The sequence below is a fragment of the Neomegalonema sp. genome, assembly GCF_028688855.1.
Lineage (GTDB): Bacteria > Pseudomonadota > Alphaproteobacteria > Rhodobacterales > Rhodobacteraceae > Neomegalonema.
Genome location: NZ_JAQTXI010000001.1, coordinates 251,698 through 271,494 on the forward strand (window position 1 = coordinate 251,698; position 19,797 = coordinate 271,494).

Consider the following 19,797-nt stretch of genomic DNA (forward strand, 5'->3'; position numbering starts at 1 on the left):
GCGCGTCATGGCCCGTTCCTGAAAGATCCTCGCCCCGCCTCCGGGCCGCAGAGGCGATGCGTTTCGGGCGCCTCGGGGCCGGGCGGTCAGGGCCGCGCGGGAGGAGGCGCAAGAAGAACGGGCGCGCCGCAGCGCGCCCGTCGGCGTTTCAGATCACTTGCGCAGGTTCAGGCGCTTGATCAGCTCCTGATACCGGGGCTCGTCGCGGTCCTTGAGGTAGTCGAGGAGCTTGCGGCGGCGGCTGACCATGCGCAGCAGGCCGCGGCGCGAATGGTTGTCCTTCTTGTGGTCCTTGAAGTGGCCGGTCAGGTTGTTGATCCGCTCGGTGAGCAGCGCGACCTGCACTTCGGGCGAGCCGGTGTCTCCGGCCTTGGTCGCGTATTCCTGAACCACTTCGACTTTGCGTTCTGCGGCGATCGACATCGGGGCCTCCATTCAGGCGAGGTTGAACACCCGGTCCGGCTGGAATCTCCCCTCCTTCATATGGCCGATCGCCACCGGCTCGCCCGCGAGGGACGCCCAGAGCTTGTCGCCGTCGTGAAGGGAGAGGACTCCCGCCGCCGGAACGGCCCTTCCCTGTCGGACATGGGCCGCTTCAGCCTCCGTCACGGCCAGAACCGGGATGTCGTCCAGACCGGTCGAGACGGGCAGCAGGCGCGTGAGCGCGTGCGGGTTATCGCGCAAAGCGTCAAGGCTTTCCAGAGAAATCGCCCGGTCCAGCGCGAATGGACCCGCCGAGAGGCGCCGAAGCTCCGTCACATAGGCCCCGCAGCCCAGAGCCCGCCCCAGATCGCGCGCCATGGAGCGCACGTAGCCGCCCTTGCCGCAGGTCATCTCGAAGCGGCCGAGATCCGGCGTGGACTGGTCTTCGAGCCAGGTCAGAGCCTCGATCCAGATGGGGCGGGCGGCCATTTCGGGGGCTTCTCCGGCGCGGGCGAGGTCGTAGGCGCGTTCGCCGTCGATCCGGATGGCCGAATAGGCGGGGGGCTTCTGCTGAATCTCGCCGTGGAATCCCGGCAGGACCGCGCGGATCTCCTCCGCCGAGGGGCGTGACCCGGAGATCAGGCGCGGCTCGCCTTCGGAATCGTCGGTGTCGGTCTCGAATCCCCAGCGCGCCGCGAAGCGATAGGTCTTGAGGCCGCCCATGGCGAAGGGGATGGTCTTGGTGGCCTCGCCGAAGGCGAGGGCCAGAAGCCCGCTCGCCAGAGGGTCGAGGGTGCCCGCATGGCCCGCCTTCTTCGCCTTCAGCGCCCAGCGCGCCTTGCCGAGCGCCTGGGTCGAGCCGATCCCGACCGGCTTGTCGAGCAGGAGCCAGCCGTGGATCTCGCGTTTCATGGAGTCCTCTCCCCGTCCTGACGGAAAGCAGGCTTCATAAGGCGCGGCGCGGCGTTTGGGAACCGGACTCCGTCCGCCTCGCGCGAAGGGGGATTCGGGGGCCTCCGGCGCGCCTTTCGCGACATGCGCCTGCGCGACGAGGGGAGGAAAAGGCGAGGGAGCCCCGCACATGATTGTTTGGTAAAGAGGAATCTCGGACCGAAATCGCCGGAGAGGGTGAATTTCAGCCTGAAAGTCACAGATTCGTGATAGGGTCGCCCCATCGCGAGATCCAGACGCCCACCCCGATTTCGACCCCCCCGATTTCGGCAGGGCGCCTCAGACCATCCGGACCCGAGACCATGACCACAGGCCTGCCCCTTTACCTCTCCGATTTCGCGCGCGTGGCGCATCTGCTGACCTTCGTGGCGGGGTTCGGCGTGGCCATGGCCGCCGACGCGCTCTATCTCGCCAGTTCGCAGGAGGGCCTGACCAGGGAGCGCTTCGGGCTGCTGCTGCGCGCCCATGACCTCGCGAGCTGGGCGCTGGCGGGGCTCTGGATCACGGGGATCCTGCTGGTCTACGACCTGACGCGCTTCGATCCCGAGCGCTTCACGCCCAAGCTGGTCATGAAGATCGGCGCCGTCACGCTGCTGACCGCCAACGCCCTGCTCATCAAGGAATACGTCCTGCCGATCATGCGGGAGTGGGGGCGTCGGCCCTTCCGCCGGATTCCCTTCCGGCTGCGGCTCGGGCTGACTCTGGCGGGGATCGTCTCGACGACCTGCTGGCTGGCCTCCCTGACGCTCGGCGCGACCCGCAGCGTCAGGAGCATGGATTTCAACCAGCTGTTCCCGCTGCTCGCTCTGGCGGCGGGAGGGGCGGCGCTGGGCGCCTTCCTGCTGCTCTGGACTCCCTTGCCGCGCCTGCTCGCCCGGGTCCTCCAGCCCGGCGGGCGGGCCTGACGCGGCCTCCGCTTCACGCGAGGGCTCAGGCGGCGCGCTCGACGCAGTAATCGACGAGATCGGCGAGAATCCCGCGCAATTCGCTGGGCGGGAAGATCTCCAGCGCGGTCTTCGCCTCCTCGCCCCAGAGCCGGGCGCGGGCGATGGTCTCGCGCACGGCGCCATGGCGCGTCAGCAGGGTCAGGGCGTGGCCGAAGTCCTCGGGCTCCTGACGCTTCTTCTCGATGGTCCGGCGCCAGAATTCGCGTTCGTCCTCGGAGGCGGCGCGGGCGAAGGCGACCATGACCGGCCCGGTCACCTTGCCTTCGCGGAAGTCGTCGCCGGCGTTCTTGCCGAGCTTGCGGGTCTGTCCGCCGTAATCCAGGGCGTCGTCGGCCATCTGGAAGGCGATCCCGAGGCGGTCGCCGTAGATCCTCAGGGCCTCGCGCTTCTCCGGCGAGGCCCCGGCCAGCACGGCGCCGGTCTCGGTCGCGGCGGAGAAGAGCGCCGCCGTCTTGGCGCGGATCACCGCCAGATGCTGCGCCTCGGTGGTCGAGAGGTTGTTGGCGGTGGAGAGCTGCATGACCTCGCCCTCGGCGATGGTCGCGGAGGCGTCGGCGAGGATGCGCAGGGCCTCCATGGACCCGGCCTCGACCATGAGCTGGAAGCTGCGGGCGAAGAGGAAGTCGCCCACCAGCACGCTCGGCTTGTTGCCGTAGAGGATGTTGGCCGAGGGCCTGCCCCGGCGGAGCGCGCTTTCATCCACCACGTCGTCGTGGAGCAGGGTGGCGGTGTGGACGAACTCCACCGCCGCGGCCATCTTCGCGACGCCCGCGCCGCCGCCGCCGCAGAGCTCCGCCGCCGCGAGGGTCAGCGCCGGACGCACCCGCTTGCCGCCCGCCTCGATGAGATGGGCCGACAGCTGCTCGATGAGCGGGGCCGCCTTGCTGGACATGCGGCCGCGCAATTCGGAATCCGCGAGCTTCAGACCCTCGGCCGTGCGTCGCGCCAGACGATCCATCGCCGTGACTTCCGCCATGCGTCCCTACTCCCCAGACCGCCGCCCGCATTGCGGCGCTTTGACAAACTCTCCCCGAGGCGGGATCATGCCCGGATCGGAGACGACCATCCGCCCCGATCCGGATTCGCCCGGAGATCGAAACCCATGGAGGCCGCCCTTGATCGAGATCCTCAAGACGACCGATCCCACGGTGATCGCCGCCGCGCGGGCCTATCTTCAGGGCGAAGCTATAGAGTTCTTCCTGCTGGACGTCCATATGAGCGGGCTTTACGGGGGGGCGCTCGGGTTCATTCCTCAGCGGTTGATGGTCGCGGACGAAGACGCCGCAAGAGCGCGGATGATCCTGCGCCCCCTCGGCCTCGAGCTTTCGCCGCCGCCGGAAGATGACTGACGCCTCCCGCTCCGCCTCTGGTTCCGCCTCCGGCCCGGAGGATCTGACCGAGGACGGCATGCTCGGCGGGCGGCTGATCCTGCGTCAGCCGCGCCGGGGCTTCCGCTCGGCCAGCGACGCCGCCTTGCTGGCCGCCGCCGTTCCGGCCCGCTCCGGCGAAAGGGTTCTGGACTGGGGATCGGGCGCCGGAGCCGCGGGGCTTTGTCTGGGGCGCAGGGTGGAGGGGCTGGAGCTCCACGGGCTGGAGGCCAATCCGGCCATGGCCGCGCTCTCGGAGGCCAACGCCGCCGCCAACGGTCTGAGCTGGCGCGCGCATGTCGGGCGGGTCGAGGCGCCGCCCGCCGGGCTCAAGGCGCTGGAGTTCGACCATGTCCTGACCAATCCGCCTTACTTCCCCGCCGGATTCGCGGCCTCTCCGGAGAGCCTCCGCGACGAGGCCAACCGCGAAAGCGCGCCTCTGGCGCTCTGGCTGAGGGGGGCGCTGAAGCGGCTGCGTCCGGGAGGGAGCCTGACCATCGTCCAGCGCGTCGAGCGCCTGGCGGAGATCCTCGCGGCGCTGGAGGGCGGAGCGGGCTCCTGGGCGATCCTGCCTCTGGCGCCGAAATCCGGGCTGCCCGCCAAGCTGATCCTGATGCGGGGGATCAAGGGCGGGCGTTCGCCCCTGAGGCTGGCCTTTCCGCTGGTCCTGCACGAGCCCGGGGGCGCCTTCGCGCCGGAGGCCGAAGCGATCCTCCGCGAGGGGCGCGCTCTGGCTTTTTGACGCGAAAGGCCCATACTGGCCGGACCCATCCAGATCGTGAATTTCGAGGGCTCTCCGCCATGAACGCCTCCCCGCCTTTGAGCAATGAAGTCCTCCAGATCGCCGAGGAGATGCGCGCCTGGCGCCGCGATCTCCATCGTCATCCCGAACTCGGCTATCAGGAGACGCGGACCTCGGCCCGCGTGGCCGGGCTTCTGCGCGAATTCGGCTTCGACGCCGTGGAGACCGGACTCGGCGGAACGGGCGTGGTGGGGGTGCTCCATGGCGCGGGCGGCCCCGCCGCCGACGAATCCGGACGCATCCTCCTGCGCGCCGACATGGACGCCCTGCCCATGCTGGAGGAATCCGGCGTCGAGCATGCTTCGACCCGTCCGGGCGTGATGCACGCCTGCGGCCATGACGGCCACACCACCATGCTGCTCGGCGCGGCGAAGCTGCTGGCGGCCTCGCGGAATTTCAAGGGCACGGTCCATTTCGTCTTCCAGCCCGCCGAGGAAGGCGGAGCCGGCGCCGCCGCCATGATCCGGGACGGGCTCTTCGAGCGCTTTCCGGCCCATCGGGTCTTCGGAATGCACAACTGGCCCAACGCTCCGGTGGGGGCCTTCTTCACGCGGGTCGGGCCGCTGCTGGCGGCGGCGGACGAATTCTCGATCAAGGTCCACGGCAAGGGCGGCCACGCCGCCCAGCCCCATCAGGGCCGCGATCCCATTCCCGGCGCGGCGGCCATCGTGCTGGCGCTCCAGACGGTGGTTTCGCGCACGGTGGATCCGCTTCAGCCCGCGGTGCTCTCGGTGACGCAGTTCCATGCGGGCACGGCCTTCAACGTCATCTCGGAGCTCGCCGAATTGCGCGGCACCGTCCGCAGCTTCGACGAGGAGACCCACGAACGCATCTACGCCGAGATGACCCGCATCGTGCGCGACACCGCCGCCGCCCATGGCCTGACCGCCGCGATCGAGCGCAAGTCCTCCGGATATTACCCGCCGACCGTCAACGAGGCCGAAGCCACGCGCTTCGCTCTGGGCGTGGCGCGGGAGGTCGCGGAGACGGTGGTGGGCGACGTGACCCCGACCATGGGCGCCGAAGACTTCTCCTTCATGGCGCAGGCGCGTCCGGGCTGCTTCATGCTGATGGGGATCGGGCCGGGGGCGCCGCTGCATGATCCGCGCTACGACTTCAACGACGAGGCCGCCCCCTGGGGGACGGCCTATTGGGTGCGTCTGGTCGAGCAGGCTCTCCCGCGCTAGGCGTCGGCCGGCGAAGCCCGTCAGGCTTCCGGGGGCGCCTCGCCTGCAGGCGCCTCCCCCAAAGGCGCCTCGCAGAGCCGCAGGCCGTTGCCGAAGGGGTCGAGGAGCGTCAGCTCCAGGCCCCAGGGCTGCGCCTCCAGACCGGGGCGCAGGCCCGGATAGGGCCGCCCCGTCAGCTCGGCGTGGAGCTCCCGGACGCCCCGCATCCGCACGAAGACCAGGCTGCCCGGCGTTCCGTCGCCGTGGTGCATGCTCAGATGCAGCGCCAGACCCGCCCGCGAAACCTGCATGTAGAGCGGCATCCCCGGCGCGAAGCGATGCTCCCAGTCCGGCGTGAAGCCGAGCCAGTCGAGATAGAACTCCCGGGCCTTCGCCTCGTCGAAGATCCTCAGGACCGGATGGGTCTCCAGAAAGGCGATTCCGGCGATTCCGGCGATTCCGGCGGCTGCGCTCATGATCTTCCCCTCAGAGCTGGATCTGGGCCCCCACCTCGACCACCCGGTCGGCGGGGAGCTTGAAATAGGTGCTGGCGTCGCTGGCGTTCTCCGACATGAAGGCGTAGGCCCGCGCCCGCCAGCGCGGCAGGGTTCCTTTCTCCATCACCCGCAGACTCCGCCGCGAGAGGAAGAAGGAGGTCTGCATGATGTCGGGCTTCCAGCCGTGCTTGCGCTCCAGCAGCAGGGCGCGGGGCACGTTGGGGGTCTCCATGTAGCCGAATTCGAGCGTCAGATGGTAGAAGCCCATCTCCTCGTCGATGACCTCCAGGCGGGCGCGTTGGGAATCGGGCACGCGGGGCGTCGGGGCGGTGCTGATGGTCAGGATGGCCACCTGCTCGTGCAGGGCGCGGAAATGCTTCAGCGTATGCATGAGCGCCATGGGCGCGGTGGCGGGCTCCGAAGTCAGGAAGACCGCCGCGCCCGCCACCCGATGGGGCGCCTTCACCTTGAGGCTGCGCAGGAGGGCGTCGATGGGGATCTCGTTCTTGCGCGACTTGGCCGCCACCGCCTGAGCCCCGAGCCGCCAGCTCTGCATGGTGAAGAAGACGCCCGCCGCCACCAGAAGCGGCGCATATCCGCCCTCGCCGAGCTTGCGCAGATTGGCCGTCAGGAAGGCGACGTCCACCAGCAGGAAGGGCGCCATGAGCGCCGCCCCCGCCACGAGCGGCCATTTCCAGACCCGCCAGGCCACCAGTCCGGCGAGCAGCGCCGTGAGCACCATCTCGCCCGCCACCGCCACGCCATAGGCTCCCGCCAGAGACGAGGAGCTGCGGAAGCTCAGCACCAGCGCCACCACCAGCACGAACATGATCGCGTTGACATGAGGCATGTAGATCTGTCCGGCGTGGTCCTCCGAGGTGTGGAGGATCCGCAGACGCGGCAGAAGCCCCATGCGCACCGCCTGGCTGGCGTAGGAGAAGGCGCCGGTGATCACCGCCTGACTGGCGATGATCGTCGCCAGAGTCGCCAGGATCAGCCCGAAAGGCAGCAGCCAGCCCGGAAACAGGCTGAAGAAGGGATTGGCCGCCGCCGCCGGATCGGCGATCACCAGAGCGCCCTGTCCGAGGTAGTTCAGCGCCAGGGCCGGAAAGGCGAATCCGAGCCAGGCCGCCCGGATGGGCGCGCGTCCGAAATGGCCGAGATCGGCGTAAAGCGCCTCGGCGCCGGTGGCGGCGAGGAACACCGCGCCCAGGATCGCCAGAGTCCGGCCTTCGCCCTCCATGAGCAGCTTCAGCCCCCACATGGGATTCAGCGCCTGGATCACCTCGGGATGCGCGAAGATGCGCACGAGGCCCATCAGCCCCAGCACCGCGAACCAGACGAACATGATCGGCCCGAAGAGCTTCGCGACCTTGGCCGTGCCCCGGCTCTGGGCGAAGAACAGCCCCGCCAGGATCAGGATCGCCAGAGGCAGCACCACCGGCTGGGCCGAGGGGATCAGCACCGTCAGGCCCTCCAGGGCCGAGAGCACCGAGACCGCCGGAGTCAGCACCGCGTCGCCGAAGAAGAGCCCCGCGCCGATCATCCCGAGGAAGATGGCGATGATCCGCCATTTGCCTCCGGCCTTCTGCGCCAGAGCCACCAGCGAGAGCGTGCCGCCTTCGCCTTCGTTGTCGGCGCGCAGCAGGATGAAGACCGTCTTGAGCGTGATGATGATCGTGAGCGTCCAGACGATCAGCGAGAGCACCCCGAAGATTCCTTCGGGACCGGAATGGGGTCCGGCGGCGATCAGCGCCTGCTTGAAGGCGTAGAGCGGACTGGTGCCCACGTCGCCGTAGACCACGCCCAGAGCCCCGAGAGTCAGGATCCAGAAGCCGGGCCTGTGGGGGGAAGAGGACGCGGAGGCCCCGTCGCTCCCGGGAGCGGGAGGAACGGATTCGGGAGAAGGCGAGGACATGGACCCATCCGCCGGAAGGCCCGCCGCAACCTGGCGACGACGGGCCTCGGCCGGAAACGGCCCGCGGCGCGCGAGGTTAGAGGAACACGCGCCGAACGTCCAGAGTCGACTCCACGCCGATCCGGTTCTTGTGCGTCTTCAGCCATGAATCGGCCTGGCGGCGCCCGGAATCGCGGAGGGTTTCGAGCACGCGCCAATCCGGAAAAAGCTTGGTCGCCGGCCCGAGCTCGCGCATCAGGGGATCGTCGCTGATCTCGTGCAGACGCAGCTTGCGCCAGCGTCCGGAGGCCAGATGTCCCGAATCCACCAGCCGCGCCACGAAGTCTATGGCCCGGATCTCGGCGCGCAGGGCCGCTCCGAAGCTGATCTCGCTCACGCGGTCGGAGATCTCTCCGGCGCTTTTCGGCAGATGGTCGCGCAGATCGGGCTCCAGCCGGATCAGCATCAGATCCGAACATTGCGTGCCGTAGGTGATCGGCCAGAGCGCCGGATTTCCCGTATATCCGCCGTCCCAGTAGGTTTCGCCGTCGATCACCACGCCCTGGAACATCTGCGGCAGACAGGCCGAAGCCAGGATGGCGTCCACGGTGAGGGTCTCGCGGCGGAAGATGCGGCCCTTGGCGCTCTTCACATGGGTCGCGTTGACGAAGACCTCGGGGCCTTCGCCCGTCCGGAGGGCCTCGTCCGTGACGAACTCCAGCAGCACCGAGCGCAGCGGATCCAGATTCAGCGGATTCAGCCGGTAGGGCGAGACATGGTTCTGGAGGAAGCCCAGACCCACGTAGAAGGGATTCGTCTCGTAGAATCCGCGGATGGTCTCCACGGGCGGCTTGATCCCCGCGCAGGAGGCGTCCCAGAGGGCGGGCGGAATCGCGAGACTCCGCTCCGCGACGCGCCGCCAGAAGGCCCCGAGCCTGCGCCGGGCCTCCTGACGTCCGCCCGCGCCCCATCCGGCGCGCAGCACGGCGGCGTTCATCGCCCCCGCGCTGGTTCCGGTCAGGGCGGAGATCTCCAGATCCTCCTCTTCGAGGAGGCGGTCGAGCGCGCCCCAGGTGAAGGCGCCATGCGCGCCTCCCCCCTGGAGACCCAGAGCCAGAGCGGGGCGGCTCACAGGGCGGTCCAGCCGCCGTCGACGGAGATGGTGGTTCCGGTGATCTGGGCGGCGTCCTCGGAGCAGAGGAAGGCGGTCGTGCCGCCGAGCTGCTCGACGGTGGCGAACTCGCGCGAGGGCTGACGCGCCAGCATGATCTTTTCGAGGACCTCCTCCTTCGTCATGCCATGGGCCTTCATCTGGTCCGCGAGCTGGCCCGCGACGAGGGGCGTCCAGACGTAGCCCGGGCAGATGGCGTTGCAGGTGGCCTTGATCTTCTCCTCGGCGAATTCGAGGGCGATGGTCTTGGTCAGGCCGACGAGGCCGTGCTTGGCCGCGACATAGGCCGATTTGTAGGGCGAGGCGGTCAGGCCATGGGCCGAGGCGATGTTGACGATGCGGCCCCAGTTGCGCTGCTTCATGCCGGGGATGGCGGCGCGGGCGGTGTGGAAGGCCGAGGACAGGTTGATCGCGAGGATCTGGTCCCACTTGGCGACCGGGAACTCCTCGACCGGCGAGACGAACTGCACGCCCGCATTGTTGACGAGGATGTCCACGGCGCCGAATTCGGCCTCGGCCTTGCGGATCAGCCGGACGCAGGCTTCGGGGTCGGACATGTCGGCCTGGACGTAGAGGGCGCGGGCGCCGCCCGTCGCGAGCTTCGCGACTTCGGCGGCCACGGCGTGGTCGGATTCCGTGTCGGAGAAGGAGTTCAGCGCGACGTTCGCGCCGCGCGCGGCCAGAACCTTCGCGATTCCAAGGCCGATGCCGCTCGTCGAGCCGGTCACGACGGCGGTCTTGCCGGAAAGGTCGCCCATGTTTGTCTCCTCGGGAAGCGTCCGGCCGGAGGCGTCCGGTCGGAGGACAGGGGATGTTGCGATGCGAAACGCCGCGCGGGACTATAGGAGGGGAATCCGGCGCGGTCAGCCCCCAAACCACGGGCGCCCCCCTCCCTCTGCGACGGCGCGCCCGCGATCGTGAAGCGTTTTCCGGATGATTCGCGCGGGGGATTCGTGGAATGCTGGGCCGGAGAGCCGATCAGGGGAGAAAGACGGTGCTGACGAAGATCCTCATGCTGGGATTGGCCGCCTTCGGGCTCTGGGTGTTGCTGCGCCGCGCCTTCGCGCCGCCGCCTCAGGCCCCCGCCGCGCCGCCGCGCCTTCAGGCGCAGGATCTCGAGGCCTGCCCGCATTGCGGAGCCTACAAGGCCCCCTCGGAGCCCTGCGCCTCCTGCCGCGAGCGCGCCCGCCGCGATCAGACGCCGGGCGGCGGCAGCGGTCGGGCGTAGAGCCCCGCCGCCACAAGATCCTGAGGATCCGCGTCGAAGCCCTCGGCCAGGGCCTTCCTCACCGGCGAATCCGGCTCCACATGGGCGCCTTCGCAGGCGATCAGGAGGGCGTCGGGCGCCAGGGCCGCCAGACGCGCCTCGACTCCCAGAGCCTCCATCACGCGCCCCAGCCGGGCCGCGATCTGGGCGCGGCTGATGGGCGCGGAGGCGCGCAGGCCGAAAAGCGTCACGTCGTCGCCGCTGGGCTCCAGCGGCCCGACGCCGAGCAGCCAGGCGTCGATTCCCTCGCCGGTTTCGGGCGCGAAGGGCAGGGCGGCCAGAATCCGGGGCGCGAGCGGACTGGAGTCGAGGCAGGCCCGCCACCAGACCTCTCCGCCGGAATCGGGCGAGAGGTCGCCCGGCGCGACTCCGGCGGCGGGCTCGGGGCCTTGCAGGTCCTGGATCATCCGCCCCGCCGAGGCCCGTCCCACCAGAGGCGTCAGGACTCCGAAGCGGGTGCGCGCCGCCCGCCAGACGCGTTCGCGCTCGGGGCCTTCGCCGGGGGCGTAGACGGAGACCGTGACGCCGCCCTGCATCGCCACCGAGCTGGCGATCAGCTCGTGCCAGATGGCCGCCGTCCCGCCGAAGGGCATCGGCGAGCCCGACAGCAGCGAGAGTCGCGACAGCCGCCGCAGGATCTGCGCCTCGCGCGCGAGCCGCAGCGGCGTGCGGGGCTGGATCCCGGAAGCCGGAGGGAGGGCGGCCTGAGGCGCGGCCTCCTCGCGCCGGGCGGCCTTGAGGGCGCGCACCTGTTCGACCAGCCGGGCGCGCTCCTGGATGGCGGCCAGAATCCGGTCGTCCACGGCGTCGATCTGCGCCCGAACCGCAGCCATGGGCGCGTCCGCGTCCGGCGTTCTCATGATGTCTGGCTCCTCCGCGCTGGCCTCGCTCCGGACTTAGAAGATTTCCCGCGAAAACGGAACCGCTTTCCCGGTCAGGAGCCCTTCAGAGGCCCGTCCTGCGCGTCCTTGCGCCGGACCGCGCCCGACTCGGGGCCGCTCTCGGGAGAAGGCTCGGAGGCCGCCGCCAGACCCGGCCTCGGGGCGGTCGCGGGACGCCAGCGCCAGGGCGCGGCGGCGGCCTCGCGAGCCCCTCCGCGCGGCAGGGCGTAGATCTCCTTCACCGCCTCGACGACCCGCAGCCCCGCCAGACGCTCGGCGCCGATGCGCGCGCCCGCCCGCTCCAGCGGCGTCGAGGCCCGCAGCCAGAAGCGCCGGTGGCTCGGCGGGGCGTAGAGCGCGGCGGCCCGGCGATGGGGCGTGAAGCCGGCCTCGATCAGCAGGTTTTCGAGCTGTTCGGCGCTGAAGGGGCGTCCGAAGGCGAAGGGGGTGGTCTCGCGGCGCGCCCAGAGCCCCGTGCGGTTGGAGACCACCGCGATCAGCCGCCCGCCCGGCGCCAGCGCACGCCAGACCTCGCCGAGCAGGGCGGCGGGATTCTCGCAGAGCTCCAGAGCATGGGCCAGCAGGATGCGGTCGAAGAAGCCGTTGGAGAAGGGCCATCCGCCCTCCTCGACGAGGACGCAGAGATTGCCGCCCTCGCGCGGCCAGTGGACCGCGCCCTGATGGGCGGGCATCAGCGCCGCGACGCGCTCGACGCCGCTCTGGCCCTGAGGCAGATAGGGCCGCAGGAAGGGCGTGGGATAGCCGTATCCGGCGAGGCTCTGGCCCTGGAGATTCGGCCAGAGCGCGCGCAGCACGCCCTGCACATGGCGCTGGGTCATCGCGCCGAGCTGGGTTTCGTAGAACTCCCGCAGGTGCAGAACGTCCAGCCGCACGGCTCCTCCTCGCTTCTCCGCGGCCCTGTCGCAAGGCCGCGGAGATCATAACCCATCGTCGCGGCGAAGGCCATGAAGGGCGCGGAGCGCAGGAGTCAGCGCGTCGGGACGGGCTTTTCTCCGCGATAATCGTAGAAGCCGCGCCCGGCCTTGCGTCCGAGCCAACCGGCCTCGACGTATTTCACCAGCAGCGGGCAGGGGCGATACTTGCTGTCGGACAGCCCCTCGTAGAGCACGTTCATGATGGCGAGGCAGGTGTCGAGGCCGATGAAGTCGGCCAGCTCCAGCGGGCCCATGGGGTGGTTGGCGCCGAACTTCATCGCGGTGTCGATGGATTCCACCCCGCCGACGCGCTCGTAAAGCGTGTAGACGGCTTCGTTGATCATCGGGATCAGCAGGCGGTTGACGATGAAGGCCGGGAAATCCTCGGCGAGGGCGGGCACCTTGCCCACGCTCACGATGAGGTCGCGGATCTGGTTGAACACGGCCTCGTCGGTGCCGATGCCGCGGATCAGCTCCACCAGCTTCATCACCGGCGGCGGATTCATGAAATGCACGCCCATGAAGCGTTCGGGATAGCCGCTCACCGCGCCGAGCCGCGTGATCGAGATCGAGGAGGTGTTCGAGGCGAGGATGGTCTGCGCGCCGACATGAGGGCGAAGGGTTTCGAAGATCCTGTTCTTGACCGCCTCGACCTCGGAGGCCGCTTCGATCACCAGATCCAGCGCGCCCAGCTCGGCGATGGCGCCCACGGGCCTGATCCGCGCCAGAGCCGCCGCCTTGTCCTCGGCGGAGATGGCGCCCTTGCGGAGCTGACGCTCCAGATTGCGGTCGATGACGGCCAGGGCGGCCTGCACCGCCTCGGGCTTGAGATCGTAGAGTCCGACCTCGCGCCCCGAAAGGGCGAAGACATGGGCGATGCCGTTGCCCATCTGCCCGGCCCCGATCACGCCGACGGTTCTGACGTCCTGCATCGTCCGCTCCCCCCTGGGCCTCGCCCTGGGGCGGGCCGTCCTGCGAAATGACCGCGCCAACCTAGAAGCCGCAGGGAGAGCGCGCAAGCGCCGATGGAGCGCGGGCGCAGAGGGAATCCGGCTCCGGACGGAGCCCGGAATCCAGCCCTGGACATGGCCCGGCCCGCGCCTGGAAGAGCCCGGCCCGCGCCTGGATCCTGCGCGGCCTCTTCACGTCGGGCGCGCCTTGATCCGGACATCTTCTCCTGCGCACCATGATCCGCGCCGGGAGAGCGGAGCTTGTCGAAGGCGGGAGGCTCCCGGCGTTTCGTCCTCAGGAAGCCCGGGCGGATCCGCGCCTTCGTCCGCCGGGAGGAGGGATCTGCGTCATGAGACAGCTTTCAGCCCTGGCCTTCCGCGCTCTGGGATTCGTCTGGCTCGCCGCCGCGCCTCTGGCGGCTCAGGACAAGCCGCCCGGCGGCCTTTTGGGCGCGCCCTGGCCGCAGGGCTCCGATCCGCGGCTCCTGTCCGCGCCGTCCTTCGATCCGCGCGTCCTGATCCGCGCTCCGGAGGACATGGCGGGCCGGGCGGGCTGCGTCTTCCACGAACATCCGAATTATGGCGGCCAGAGCCGCCGCGTCGTCGTCGGATGGGCCGCGATCCAGGAGCCGCGCAACATCCAGTACGCGCAGGCTGTGAACAACCTCGGCGACTGGTGGAGCGGCGGGCCCGCCTCCGTCGACTGCGACCGGACGGAGACCTACTGGTGCGTGGCCGATCTCTACGACCGCCCGGATCTGGGCGGCCGCAGGCAGACGATCCAGCCGGAGAGGGACGGCGTCTCCGCCGAGGAGGCCGCGCGGCTGCGCGCCGGGGAGATCGCCGCGAACCGGAACGCGGGCGACGGCGGATTCCGCTTCAGCACGGTCCCTCCCGTCGGGAGCGGGCCGCGCAACGTGGGGGTGCTCGGCGGACGGGTGGCTTCTCTGGCGGTGATCTGCCATTGGGCCTTCCCGAGCGTGGTCCGCTGAAAGGGCGGCTTCCCGGTCTCGGGGCGACGTCCTGCATCTGTCTGGGAAACCGGCGCGCGAGCCTTGAAGGATATGGCTCGGGAGGAGGGATTCGAACCCCCGGCCAGGCGGTTAACAGCCGCCTGCTCTACCGCTGAGCTACTCCCGATCAGCGCCGTGGCGGGCTTATAACGCAGAGCTTTCGCCGTCGTCCAGAAGATTTTGCGCCGAGGCCCGCGCGTCTTCCCGCGCGCGCTCCGGAGCCTGGACCGCGCGCCGGACCCACGCCCTTTGCGAATCCCGGGGGCCGCCTTGCCGCGTTGCGCTTCCCGTCCGGGGGCTCTAAAGTCCCGGCGCCTGATCCTTGGACGGAGGACGCATGCGAATCAAGGTCGGCCGGTTTCTGTTGCGGCTCGCCGAAAGCGAAGAGGACCTGCGCTCGGCGCAGCGCCTGCGCTACGCCGTCTTCGTCGAGGAGCTGGGCGCGGAGGCCTCGCCCGAAAACCGCGCCGCGCGGCTGGAGGCCGATTCCTTCGACCCCTTCTGCGAACATCTCATCCTCATCGACGAGGAGGCCGTCCCCGACGACCCCCTGGACAAGGTGGTGGGCGTCTATCGTCTGCTGCGGGGCTCCGTGGCGCGCCGGGGGCCGGGCTTCTACTCGGCGAACGAATTCGACCTCAGCCCGCTGGATTCCTACCCCCGCGAAGTGCTGGAGATGGGGCGTTCCTGCGTGGCGAAGCCCTATCGCGGGGGCTCGGCGATGCAGCTGCTCTGGATGGGGCTGGCGCAATACATCGACATGCACGACATCGGCCTGCTGGCGGGCTGCGCGAGCTTCCACGGCTCGGATCCCCGGGCCATCGCCGAGCCGCTGAGCTATCTGCAGCAACGCAAGCTGGCGCCGCCGGAGCTGCGTCCGCGGTCCTGGGCGCGCCATTACGTCTCCATGGACATCCTGCCGCCCGATCAGGTGGATCCGGTCGCGGCGGTCAAGGCCATGCCGACGCTGATCAAGGGCTATCTGCGGGCGGGGGGGCTGGTGGGCGACGGCGCCTATGTGGACCACGCCTTCAACACGGTGGACGTCTGCTTCGTCGTGGAGACCAGCCAGATCGCCAACCGCTACCGGAACTTCTACTCCCGCCAGACTCCGGAGCATCTGGACCGGCTGCTGGGATGACCGGGACGCCTTCCGCGCCGCCCGCCGCCCCGCCTCCGGGAGCGCCGGGCGCTCCAGAGCCGTTCAGGCGGCGTTTCGCGCCGCCCGATCCCCTGCCGCCGCTGACCTTCCGCGAGAAGCTGCGGGCGGTCTGGCGGGGGGGGGTGATCCTGATCGTCACGGCGCTCCTGATTCCCGTCTATCTGCTGGCGCGGCTACTGCCAGGGCGTCAGCCCGACCGCTGGGTGGCGGGGCTCTGGGGGCGGATTCTGGTCCGTCTGGTCGGAGTGCGGCTGGAGATCGTCGGGGCGCCCATGAAGGAGCCGGGGGCTCTGGTGGCGAACCATGTCTCCTGGATCGACATCCTGGCTCTGGCGGCTGCGGCGCCTGCGCATTTCGTCTCGAAATCCGAGGTGGCGCATTGGCCGGTGGTGGGGTTCATCGCGCGCATCGCCGACGCCGAATTCATCGAGCGCCGCCCGGCTCAGGCCCGCGAGCACGAGGCGCGGCTCGCCCGGCGGATCCGCGAAGGCGATCTCCTGTGCTTCTTCCCCGAGGGCACCAGCAGCGACGGACTCGTCGTGCTGCCCTTCAAGACCACGCTCTTCGCGATCTTCCAGGCCACGAAGGCCAAGGCTCAGCCGGTTTCGCTGAAATATACGCCTCCCGAACATTTGCCCCGGCGCTTTTACGGCTATTATGACGACCTGAGTTTCGGAGACTCGGCGGGCGCCGTCCTGGCGCGGTCGAGGGGCGGGAGGTTGACCGTGACCTTCCATCCGCCCGTCGATCCGGCGGAGATTCCGGACCGCAAACGCATGGCCGCCTTTTGCGAGGCGCAGGTCAGGAGCGCCGCCCTATGACTCATCCTCCGCTTCCTTCGACGAAGCTCCTCGCGCTCGGCCTTCTGGGCGCGGTTCTGCTGGCGGGCTGCGCGACCTCGCGCGCCACGACGGGGGAATCGCTCGGGCCGGGCTACACGCTCTATCCGGGGGAGTGGAAGGGCGGTTCGGTCACCACTCTGGCGCTGAGGGCCCGCGAGGACGGCGGCAAGGTCTCCTTCTGCGGCGCCTACGCCACGGTTCCGGGGCGGGACGGGCTGGAGCTGCACATTGATTCCTATGTGGCGAATCTCCTGCGCGGGGCGCGGGTGGGGCTCGGCGGAACCTGGATGCTGCTGGATCTGAGCTTCCTGGCCGATCATGGCGCGGACGCCCGGTTCTCCGGCCGCCCGGCTTCCTGCGTGGTCACGGAGATCCCCTGGCGCGCGCGCTACGCCTCGACGCCGCTGGATTTCATGGCGCCCGGCTTCTTCGGGCGGCCCGCCGACTGACGCCCCAAGGGCGACGCCCCTACTGCTTCTTCGCGCCGAATCCGCCCGAGAAGCTTTCGGCGCCGGGGCCTTCGAGGGCGAAGATCCCGCCGATCTCCGTCGCGTCGGGGCCGTAGAAGCGGGCGTCGAGGCCGCCGGAGAGGCCGCCCGCCGTCCGGACCTTTCCGGAGAGGCGGCCGTCCGCTCCGGCGCTCAGGGCGCCGGTCATGTCCAGCGATTCGTCGAGGATCTTCTCGCCTTGGGCGTCGCGCCCGACGGAGCTGCCCGTGGTGCTGAAGCTGGCGCTGCGTCGGGCGAAATCCGCCTCGATCCGGGCCTGGGCGCGCACGATCCGGAATTCCAGGGAATCGCCCGCCGAAGTCCGCATGCCCGTGGCCTCGCCGACGAAGGTCGCCTTGCCCGATTTCGGCAGATCGGCGGCGGCGGTCTCCTCGCCCGCGCTGAGCGAGCCGAAGCGGTTCAGGCCCGAGACGGCGTCCACGTCATACCAGAATCCGAAGGTCTGATGCGCGAAGCCCCCCTGATCGGGCGAGGCGATCACGGCGGCCTGCGTGCGCCCCGCCTTGCTCCGGTAGCCGACGAGCAGACCATCGTCCAGAGCCAGCTGCTTGTCGTCCTTGCTCCAGGAGGTCGAGAGGTCCGGCGTCGTCAGGGCGATCTCCGAGACCGCGCCCTGAGCGTCGCGCGAGAGGGTCAGCTCGTTCGCGGCGAGGGCCGAGAATCCGGTCCTGCGGGCGTCGCCGACCTTCTCGCCCTGCTGGACGACGAAGGAGCGGCCGAAGCCCGGCGCGACGGTCTTGCCCGGCGCGGCGGAGAAGGCGGCGGGCGTCGCCGCGAAGGAGGAGGGCTTGTCGCCCCCGCCGCCGCAGGCCGCCAGAAGAGTCGGAGCGGCGAGCGCGACGAGGATGCGCAGGAAGGCGGATTGTCCCATTTCGCTCTCCGAGCCGAGGGTGAAGTCTGAAAATCTTCACTTCCGGAGAGCAAGGATCGCGCCATCATGGGATTTTGGCGAAAAAACCTGAATTAAGCGCGGCGCGGGAAGACGCCTCCCGAGAGAATCGTCCCGAATCTCATGGTTTCCGGAGGGTTTCCGGAGAGATCCGCCCCGAATCAGGACGGACGAGCGGCCTGGCCCTCTTCAGGCCGGCCCCAGATCGGCCCAGGGCTGCGGATAGCGCACGCCCTCCAGATAAAGCCCCTCGGAAGGCGCGAGAGGTCCGCAGGCGGCGCGGTCGCGGGCTTCGAGGATGCGGCGCATGTCGGCGGGAGCCCAGCGCCCCGAGCCGACCAGCGCCAGACTCCCCACCATCGAGCGCACCTGATGATGCAGGAAGCTGCGGGCGCGCGCGGTGATCTCGCAGCCTTCGGGAGTCGCATGGACGGAGAATTCGTCGAGCGTCCGCAGGGGCGAATCCGCCTGGCATTGCGACGAGCGGAAGGTGGTGAAGTCATGGCGCCCGAGCAGATGCGCCGCGCCCTCGGCCATGGCCGCCAGATCGAGGGGCGCCTTCACCCGCCAGGCGAGCCCTCTGGCGAAGGTCAGGGGCGCGCGGCGGTTGACGAGCTTGTAGCGATAGAGCCGCTCCAGAGCCGAAAACCGGGCGTTGAAGTCGAAATCCACGACATGGGCGGCCAGAATCGCGACGGGATCGGGCAGCAGATGCCGGTTCAGGGCCTCGATCAGGCGGAAGGGCTCCCAGCTCCTTTCAAGGTCGCAATGGACCACCTGACCCATGGCGTGGACGCCCGTGTCGGTGCGTCCGGCGGCGGTGATGGTGGGCGCTTCGGGCTCCAGCTTGCGGATGGCCTCTTCGAGCGCCTGCTGGACGCTCCGGGCGTTGGCCTGACGCTGCCAGCCCGCGAAGGGCGCGCCGCAATATTCCACGATGAGCTTGAAGCGGGGCATGAGGCCTCTCTGAACGACGGACCGGGGCCTTTTGGCCTCTCGCCGCCCGCATCGCAAGAGCCCGCGGCGCCGGAGCGGCGCGCCCTCTGGACGCGGAGCCTCGGCGGGCGCATGAAGGCCGCCGACGGCGCGAAGGGGGATCATCATGAGGGCGCGGGAGTTCGTGCGTTTGGCGGCTCTGCTGGGAGCGGCTCTGGCGGGGGGCGCTCTGGCGCAGGGTCTGGGTCTTCCGGCGGGCTGGATGCTTGGGGCGACGGCGGCCTCCCTCGTCATGGCGACGCTCGGCCATGACGCCAATCCGCCGGCCTGGCTGCGCGACGCGGCCTTTCTGGTCCTCGGCGTGATGCTCGGCTCCAGCGTGGACGAGCGGACCCTCCAGGAGGCCGCCCGCTGGCCCGCGAGCTTCCTGATTCTGGCGGTCTCGGTGGTGGCGATGATGGCTCTGGGCGCGGGGCTTCTGCGCAGGGGCTTCGGCTACGACGCCAATACGGCGCGGCTGGCTTCGGCGCCGGGGGCGTTGTCGGCGGTGATGGCCACGGCCCTCTCGACGCCCGGCTGCGACGTGCGCCGGGTGGCGCTGCTCCAGACCCTGCGGCTGATCGTGCTGGTGGCCTTTCTGCCGATCCTGCTCGACGCGGCCCTTCCGCCGCCCGCCTCGATGCCCGCGCCGGAGATTCTGGAGGATCCCCTCGAACTGGCGCTGGTCTTCGGGCTGGGAGGGCTCTGCGGCTGGCTGCTCACGCGGATCCGGACTCCTGCGGGCTATGTGATCGGCGGACTTCTGGCGAGTCTGGCGCTGCATCTTGCGGGGATCGTGCATGGGCGGCCTTCGGTCTGGTTCGCCGCGCCCGCCTATGTGGTGGTGGGGGCTCTGATCGGAGCGCGCTTCATGGGCGTGACCCGGGCGGAGCTGCGCGCGGCCTTCGGGGCGGCGGCGGCTCTGGTGGCCCTGCTGCTGGCGGTGGGCGGCGCGGGGGCGGCTCTGGCTTCATGGGCTTCGGGAGTCCCCTTCGCTCAGGCTGCGGTGGCCTTCGCGCCGGGCGGCGCCGAGGCCATGGCCGTGATCGGCCTGACCATGGGATTCGAGGCGGCCTATGTGGGCTCGCATCACATCGCCCGGATTCTCGCGCTTTCGCTGACGGCGCCTTTCTGGCTGAAACGCTGATAGTTC

General features: G+C 69.9%; 22 protein-coding genes and 1 tRNA gene. 10 read left to right on the top strand and 13 right to left on the bottom strand.

Annotated features, from left to right (window positions below; genetic code table 11):
- Positions 1-153: 153 nt before the first annotated feature.
- Both rpsO and truB read right to left on the bottom strand, forming a co-directional pair.
- Complete coding sequence (rpsO, locus tag PHN62_RS01250; protein WP_300145135.1) at positions 154-423, bottom strand: 30S ribosomal protein S15; 270 nt, start codon at positions 421-423, stop codon at positions 154-156.
- A 12-nt stretch (positions 424-435) separates the two neighbouring features.
- Positions 436-1,335 (bottom strand): tRNA pseudouridine(55) synthase TruB, encoded by a 900-nt coding sequence (gene truB / locus PHN62_RS01255; protein WP_300145138.1) that lies wholly within the window; start codon positions 1,333-1,335, stop codon positions 436-438.
- 341 nt (positions 1,336-1,676) lie between these two features.
- On the opposite strand from truB, the gene PHN62_RS01260 reads away from it, so the two are divergent.
- The gene (locus PHN62_RS01260) at positions 1,677-2,279 is read left to right on the top strand and encodes a hypothetical protein (protein ID WP_300145140.1); all 603 of its coding nucleotides are present in this window, start codon (positions 1,677-1,679) and stop codon (positions 2,277-2,279) included.
- A 25-nt stretch (positions 2,280-2,304) separates the two neighbouring features.
- On the opposite strand, the gene PHN62_RS01265 is transcribed toward PHN62_RS01260, so the two are convergent.
- Positions 2,305-3,297, bottom strand: coding sequence for a polyprenyl synthetase family protein (locus PHN62_RS01265; RefSeq protein ID WP_300145143.1), 993 nt, complete (start codon positions 3,295-3,297; stop codon positions 2,305-2,307).
- A gap of 139 nt (positions 3,298-3,436) precedes the next feature.
- Between PHN62_RS01265 and PHN62_RS01270 the strand changes: the two genes are divergently transcribed.
- Genes PHN62_RS01270 through PHN62_RS01280 form a run of 3 tightly spaced genes read left to right on the top strand, consistent with a single transcriptional unit; the run spans position 3,437 to position 5,677 of the window.
- Positions 3,437-3,670 (top strand): DUF2007 domain-containing protein, encoded by a 234-nt coding sequence (locus PHN62_RS01270; protein WP_300145326.1) that lies wholly within the window; start codon positions 3,437-3,439, stop codon positions 3,668-3,670.
- A complete protein-coding gene (locus PHN62_RS01275) occupies positions 3,663-4,430 on the top strand; it encodes a methyltransferase (protein ID WP_300145146.1) in 768 nt (255 codons plus the stop codon). Before PHN62_RS01270 ends, PHN62_RS01275 begins: the two co-directional genes overlap by 8 nt.
- Before the next feature lie 59 nt (positions 4,431-4,489).
- Positions 4,490-5,677: an amidohydrolase gene (locus tag PHN62_RS01280; RefSeq protein ID WP_300145149.1), complete on the top strand. Its 1,188-nt coding sequence runs from the start codon at positions 4,490-4,492 to the stop codon at positions 5,675-5,677.
- A 20-nt stretch (positions 5,678-5,697) separates the two neighbouring features.
- On the opposite strand, the gene PHN62_RS01285 is transcribed toward PHN62_RS01280, so the two are convergent.
- From PHN62_RS01285 to PHN62_RS01300, 4 genes are all read right to left on the bottom strand, one after another.
- Entirely contained in the window at positions 5,698-6,132 is a 435-nt protein-coding gene (locus PHN62_RS01285) for a glyoxalase superfamily protein (RefSeq protein WP_300145152.1), read from the bottom strand.
- 10 nt (positions 6,133-6,142) lie between these two features.
- Complete coding sequence (locus tag PHN62_RS01290) at positions 6,143-8,071, bottom strand: potassium transporter Kup (RefSeq protein WP_300145155.1); 1,929 nt, start codon at positions 8,069-8,071, stop codon at positions 6,143-6,145.
- Positions 8,072-8,147: 76 nt separating this feature from the next.
- Positions 8,148-9,182 (bottom strand): patatin-like phospholipase family protein, encoded by a 1,035-nt coding sequence (locus PHN62_RS01295; RefSeq protein WP_300145156.1) that lies wholly within the window; start codon positions 9,180-9,182, stop codon positions 8,148-8,150.
- Entirely contained in the window at positions 9,179-9,979 is an 801-nt protein-coding gene (locus tag PHN62_RS01300) for a 3-hydroxybutyrate dehydrogenase (RefSeq protein ID WP_300145158.1), read from the bottom strand. Before PHN62_RS01300 ends, PHN62_RS01295 begins: the two co-directional genes overlap by 4 nt.
- A 200-nt stretch (positions 9,980-10,179) precedes the next feature.
- On the opposite strand from PHN62_RS01300, the gene PHN62_RS01305 reads away from it, so the two are divergent.
- On the top strand, positions 10,180-10,449 hold the full coding sequence (locus PHN62_RS01305) for a hypothetical protein (RefSeq protein ID WP_300145161.1): 270 nt from the start codon (positions 10,180-10,182) through the stop codon (positions 10,447-10,449).
- Here PHN62_RS01305 and PHN62_RS01310 read toward each other — a convergent pair.
- The 3 genes from PHN62_RS01310 to PHN62_RS01320 all read right to left on the bottom strand — a co-directional run bounded on the left by PHN62_RS01310 (position 10,416) and on the right by PHN62_RS01320 (position 13,236).
- On the bottom strand, positions 10,416-11,348 hold the full coding sequence (locus tag PHN62_RS01310; RefSeq protein ID WP_300145164.1) for a chorismate mutase: 933 nt from the start codon (positions 11,346-11,348) through the stop codon (positions 10,416-10,418). The genes PHN62_RS01305 and PHN62_RS01310 overlap by 34 nt on opposite strands.
- 74 nt (positions 11,349-11,422) lie before the next feature.
- Positions 11,423-12,262, bottom strand: coding sequence for a methyltransferase domain-containing protein (locus PHN62_RS01315; protein WP_300145167.1), 840 nt, complete (start codon positions 12,260-12,262; stop codon positions 11,423-11,425).
- 95 nt (positions 12,263-12,357) lie between these two features.
- A complete protein-coding gene (locus tag PHN62_RS01320) occupies positions 12,358-13,236 on the bottom strand; it encodes a 3-hydroxybutyryl-CoA dehydrogenase (protein ID WP_300145170.1) in 879 nt (292 codons plus the stop codon).
- Between the two features lie 368 nt (positions 13,237-13,604).
- On the opposite strand from PHN62_RS01320, the gene PHN62_RS01325 reads away from it, so the two are divergent.
- Positions 13,605-14,246, top strand: coding sequence for a hypothetical protein (locus tag PHN62_RS01325; RefSeq protein ID WP_300145173.1), 642 nt, complete (start codon positions 13,605-13,607; stop codon positions 14,244-14,246).
- Between the two features lie 73 nt (positions 14,247-14,319).
- Here PHN62_RS01325 and PHN62_RS01330 read toward each other — a convergent pair.
- Positions 14,320-14,394: transfer RNA gene (locus tag PHN62_RS01330), tRNA-Asn, on the bottom strand.
- Between the two features lie 210 nt (positions 14,395-14,604).
- Here PHN62_RS01330 and PHN62_RS01335 point away from each other — a divergent pair.
- Genes PHN62_RS01335 through PHN62_RS01345 form a run of 3 tightly spaced genes read left to right on the top strand, consistent with a single transcriptional unit; the run spans position 14,605 to position 16,720 of the window.
- On the top strand, positions 14,605-15,408 hold the full coding sequence (locus tag PHN62_RS01335; protein WP_300145175.1) for a GNAT family N-acyltransferase: 804 nt from the start codon (positions 14,605-14,607) through the stop codon (positions 15,406-15,408).
- Positions 15,405-16,250 carry a 1-acyl-sn-glycerol-3-phosphate acyltransferase gene (locus PHN62_RS01340; RefSeq protein ID WP_300145178.1) on the top strand — a complete coding sequence of 282 codons (846 nt, stop codon included), beginning with the start codon at positions 15,405-15,407 and terminating at the stop codon, positions 16,248-16,250. Before PHN62_RS01335 ends, PHN62_RS01340 begins: the two co-directional genes overlap by 4 nt.
- Positions 16,247-16,720, top strand: a complete 474-nt coding sequence (locus PHN62_RS01345) for a hypothetical protein (protein ID WP_300145181.1) — start codon at positions 16,247-16,249, stop codon at positions 16,718-16,720. Before PHN62_RS01340 ends, PHN62_RS01345 begins: the two co-directional genes overlap by 4 nt.
- Before the next feature lie 19 nt (positions 16,721-16,739).
- Here the strand turns inward: PHN62_RS01345 and PHN62_RS01350 are convergent, their stop codons facing one another.
- The gene (locus PHN62_RS01350) at positions 16,740-17,651 is read right to left on the bottom strand and encodes a transferrin-binding protein-like solute binding protein (protein WP_300145184.1); all 912 of its coding nucleotides are present in this window, start codon (positions 17,649-17,651) and stop codon (positions 16,740-16,742) included.
- Between the two features lie 207 nt (positions 17,652-17,858).
- The gene (gene truA / locus PHN62_RS01355) at positions 17,859-18,626 is read right to left on the bottom strand and encodes a tRNA pseudouridine(38-40) synthase TruA (protein ID WP_300145187.1); all 768 of its coding nucleotides are present in this window, start codon (positions 18,624-18,626) and stop codon (positions 17,859-17,861) included.
- A 145-nt stretch (positions 18,627-18,771) separates the two neighbouring features.
- On the opposite strand from truA, the gene PHN62_RS01360 reads away from it, so the two are divergent.
- Complete coding sequence (locus PHN62_RS01360) at positions 18,772-19,791, top strand: AbrB family transcriptional regulator (protein ID WP_300145190.1); 1,020 nt, start codon at positions 18,772-18,774, stop codon at positions 19,789-19,791.
- The last annotated feature ends 6 nt before the right edge of the window (positions 19,792-19,797 follow it).

What these genes read in the sequence shown, in the direction of transcription:
- rpsO (WP_300145135.1), bottom strand. Translation starts at nt 423, where the DNA reads ATGTCGATCGCCGCAGAACGCAAAGTCGAAGTGGTTCAGGAATACGCG.
- truB (WP_300145138.1), bottom strand. Translation starts at nt 1,335, where the DNA reads ATGAAACGCGAGATCCACGGCTGGCTCCTGCTCGACAAGCCGGTCGGG.
- PHN62_RS01260 (WP_300145140.1), top strand. Translation starts at nt 1,677, where the DNA reads ATGACCACAGGCCTGCCCCTTTACCTCTCCGATTTCGCGCGCGTGGCG.
- PHN62_RS01265 (WP_300145143.1), bottom strand. Translation starts at nt 3,297, where the DNA reads ATGGCGGAAGTCACGGCGATGGATCGTCTGGCGCGACGCACGGCCGAG.
- PHN62_RS01275 (WP_300145146.1), top strand. Translation starts at nt 3,663, where the DNA reads ATGACTGACGCCTCCCGCTCCGCCTCTGGTTCCGCCTCCGGCCCGGAG.
- PHN62_RS01280 (WP_300145149.1), top strand. Translation starts at nt 4,490, where the DNA reads ATGAACGCCTCCCCGCCTTTGAGCAATGAAGTCCTCCAGATCGCCGAG.
- PHN62_RS01285 (WP_300145152.1), bottom strand. Translation starts at nt 6,132, where the DNA reads ATGAGCGCAGCCGCCGGAATCGCCGGAATCGCCGGAATCGCCTTTCTG.
- PHN62_RS01290 (WP_300145155.1), bottom strand. Translation starts at nt 8,071, where the DNA reads ATGTCCTCGCCTTCTCCCGAATCCGTTCCTCCCGCTCCCGGGAGCGAC.
- PHN62_RS01300 (WP_300145158.1), bottom strand. Translation starts at nt 9,979, where the DNA reads ATGGGCGACCTTTCCGGCAAGACCGCCGTCGTGACCGGCTCGACGAGC.
- PHN62_RS01305 (WP_300145161.1), top strand. Translation starts at nt 10,180, where the DNA reads ATGCTGGGCCGGAGAGCCGATCAGGGGAGAAAGACGGTGCTGACGAAG.
- PHN62_RS01310 (WP_300145164.1), bottom strand. Translation starts at nt 11,348, where the DNA reads ATGAGAACGCCGGACGCGGACGCGCCCATGGCTGCGGTTCGGGCGCAG.
- PHN62_RS01320 (WP_300145170.1), bottom strand. Translation starts at nt 13,236, where the DNA reads ATGCAGGACGTCAGAACCGTCGGCGTGATCGGGGCCGGGCAGATGGGC.
- PHN62_RS01325 (WP_300145173.1), top strand. Translation starts at nt 13,605, where the DNA reads ATGAGACAGCTTTCAGCCCTGGCCTTCCGCGCTCTGGGATTCGTCTGG.
- PHN62_RS01335 (WP_300145175.1), top strand. Translation starts at nt 14,605, where the DNA reads ATGCGAATCAAGGTCGGCCGGTTTCTGTTGCGGCTCGCCGAAAGCGAA.
- PHN62_RS01340 (WP_300145178.1), top strand. Translation starts at nt 15,405, where the DNA reads ATGACCGGGACGCCTTCCGCGCCGCCCGCCGCCCCGCCTCCGGGAGCG.
- PHN62_RS01345 (WP_300145181.1), top strand. Translation starts at nt 16,247, where the DNA reads ATGACTCATCCTCCGCTTCCTTCGACGAAGCTCCTCGCGCTCGGCCTT.
- PHN62_RS01350 (WP_300145184.1), bottom strand. Translation starts at nt 17,651, where the DNA reads ATGGGACAATCCGCCTTCCTGCGCATCCTCGTCGCGCTCGCCGCTCCG.
- truA (WP_300145187.1), bottom strand. Translation starts at nt 18,626, where the DNA reads ATGCCCCGCTTCAAGCTCATCGTGGAATATTGCGGCGCGCCCTTCGCG.
- PHN62_RS01360 (WP_300145190.1), top strand. Translation starts at nt 18,772, where the DNA reads ATGAGGGCGCGGGAGTTCGTGCGTTTGGCGGCTCTGCTGGGAGCGGCT.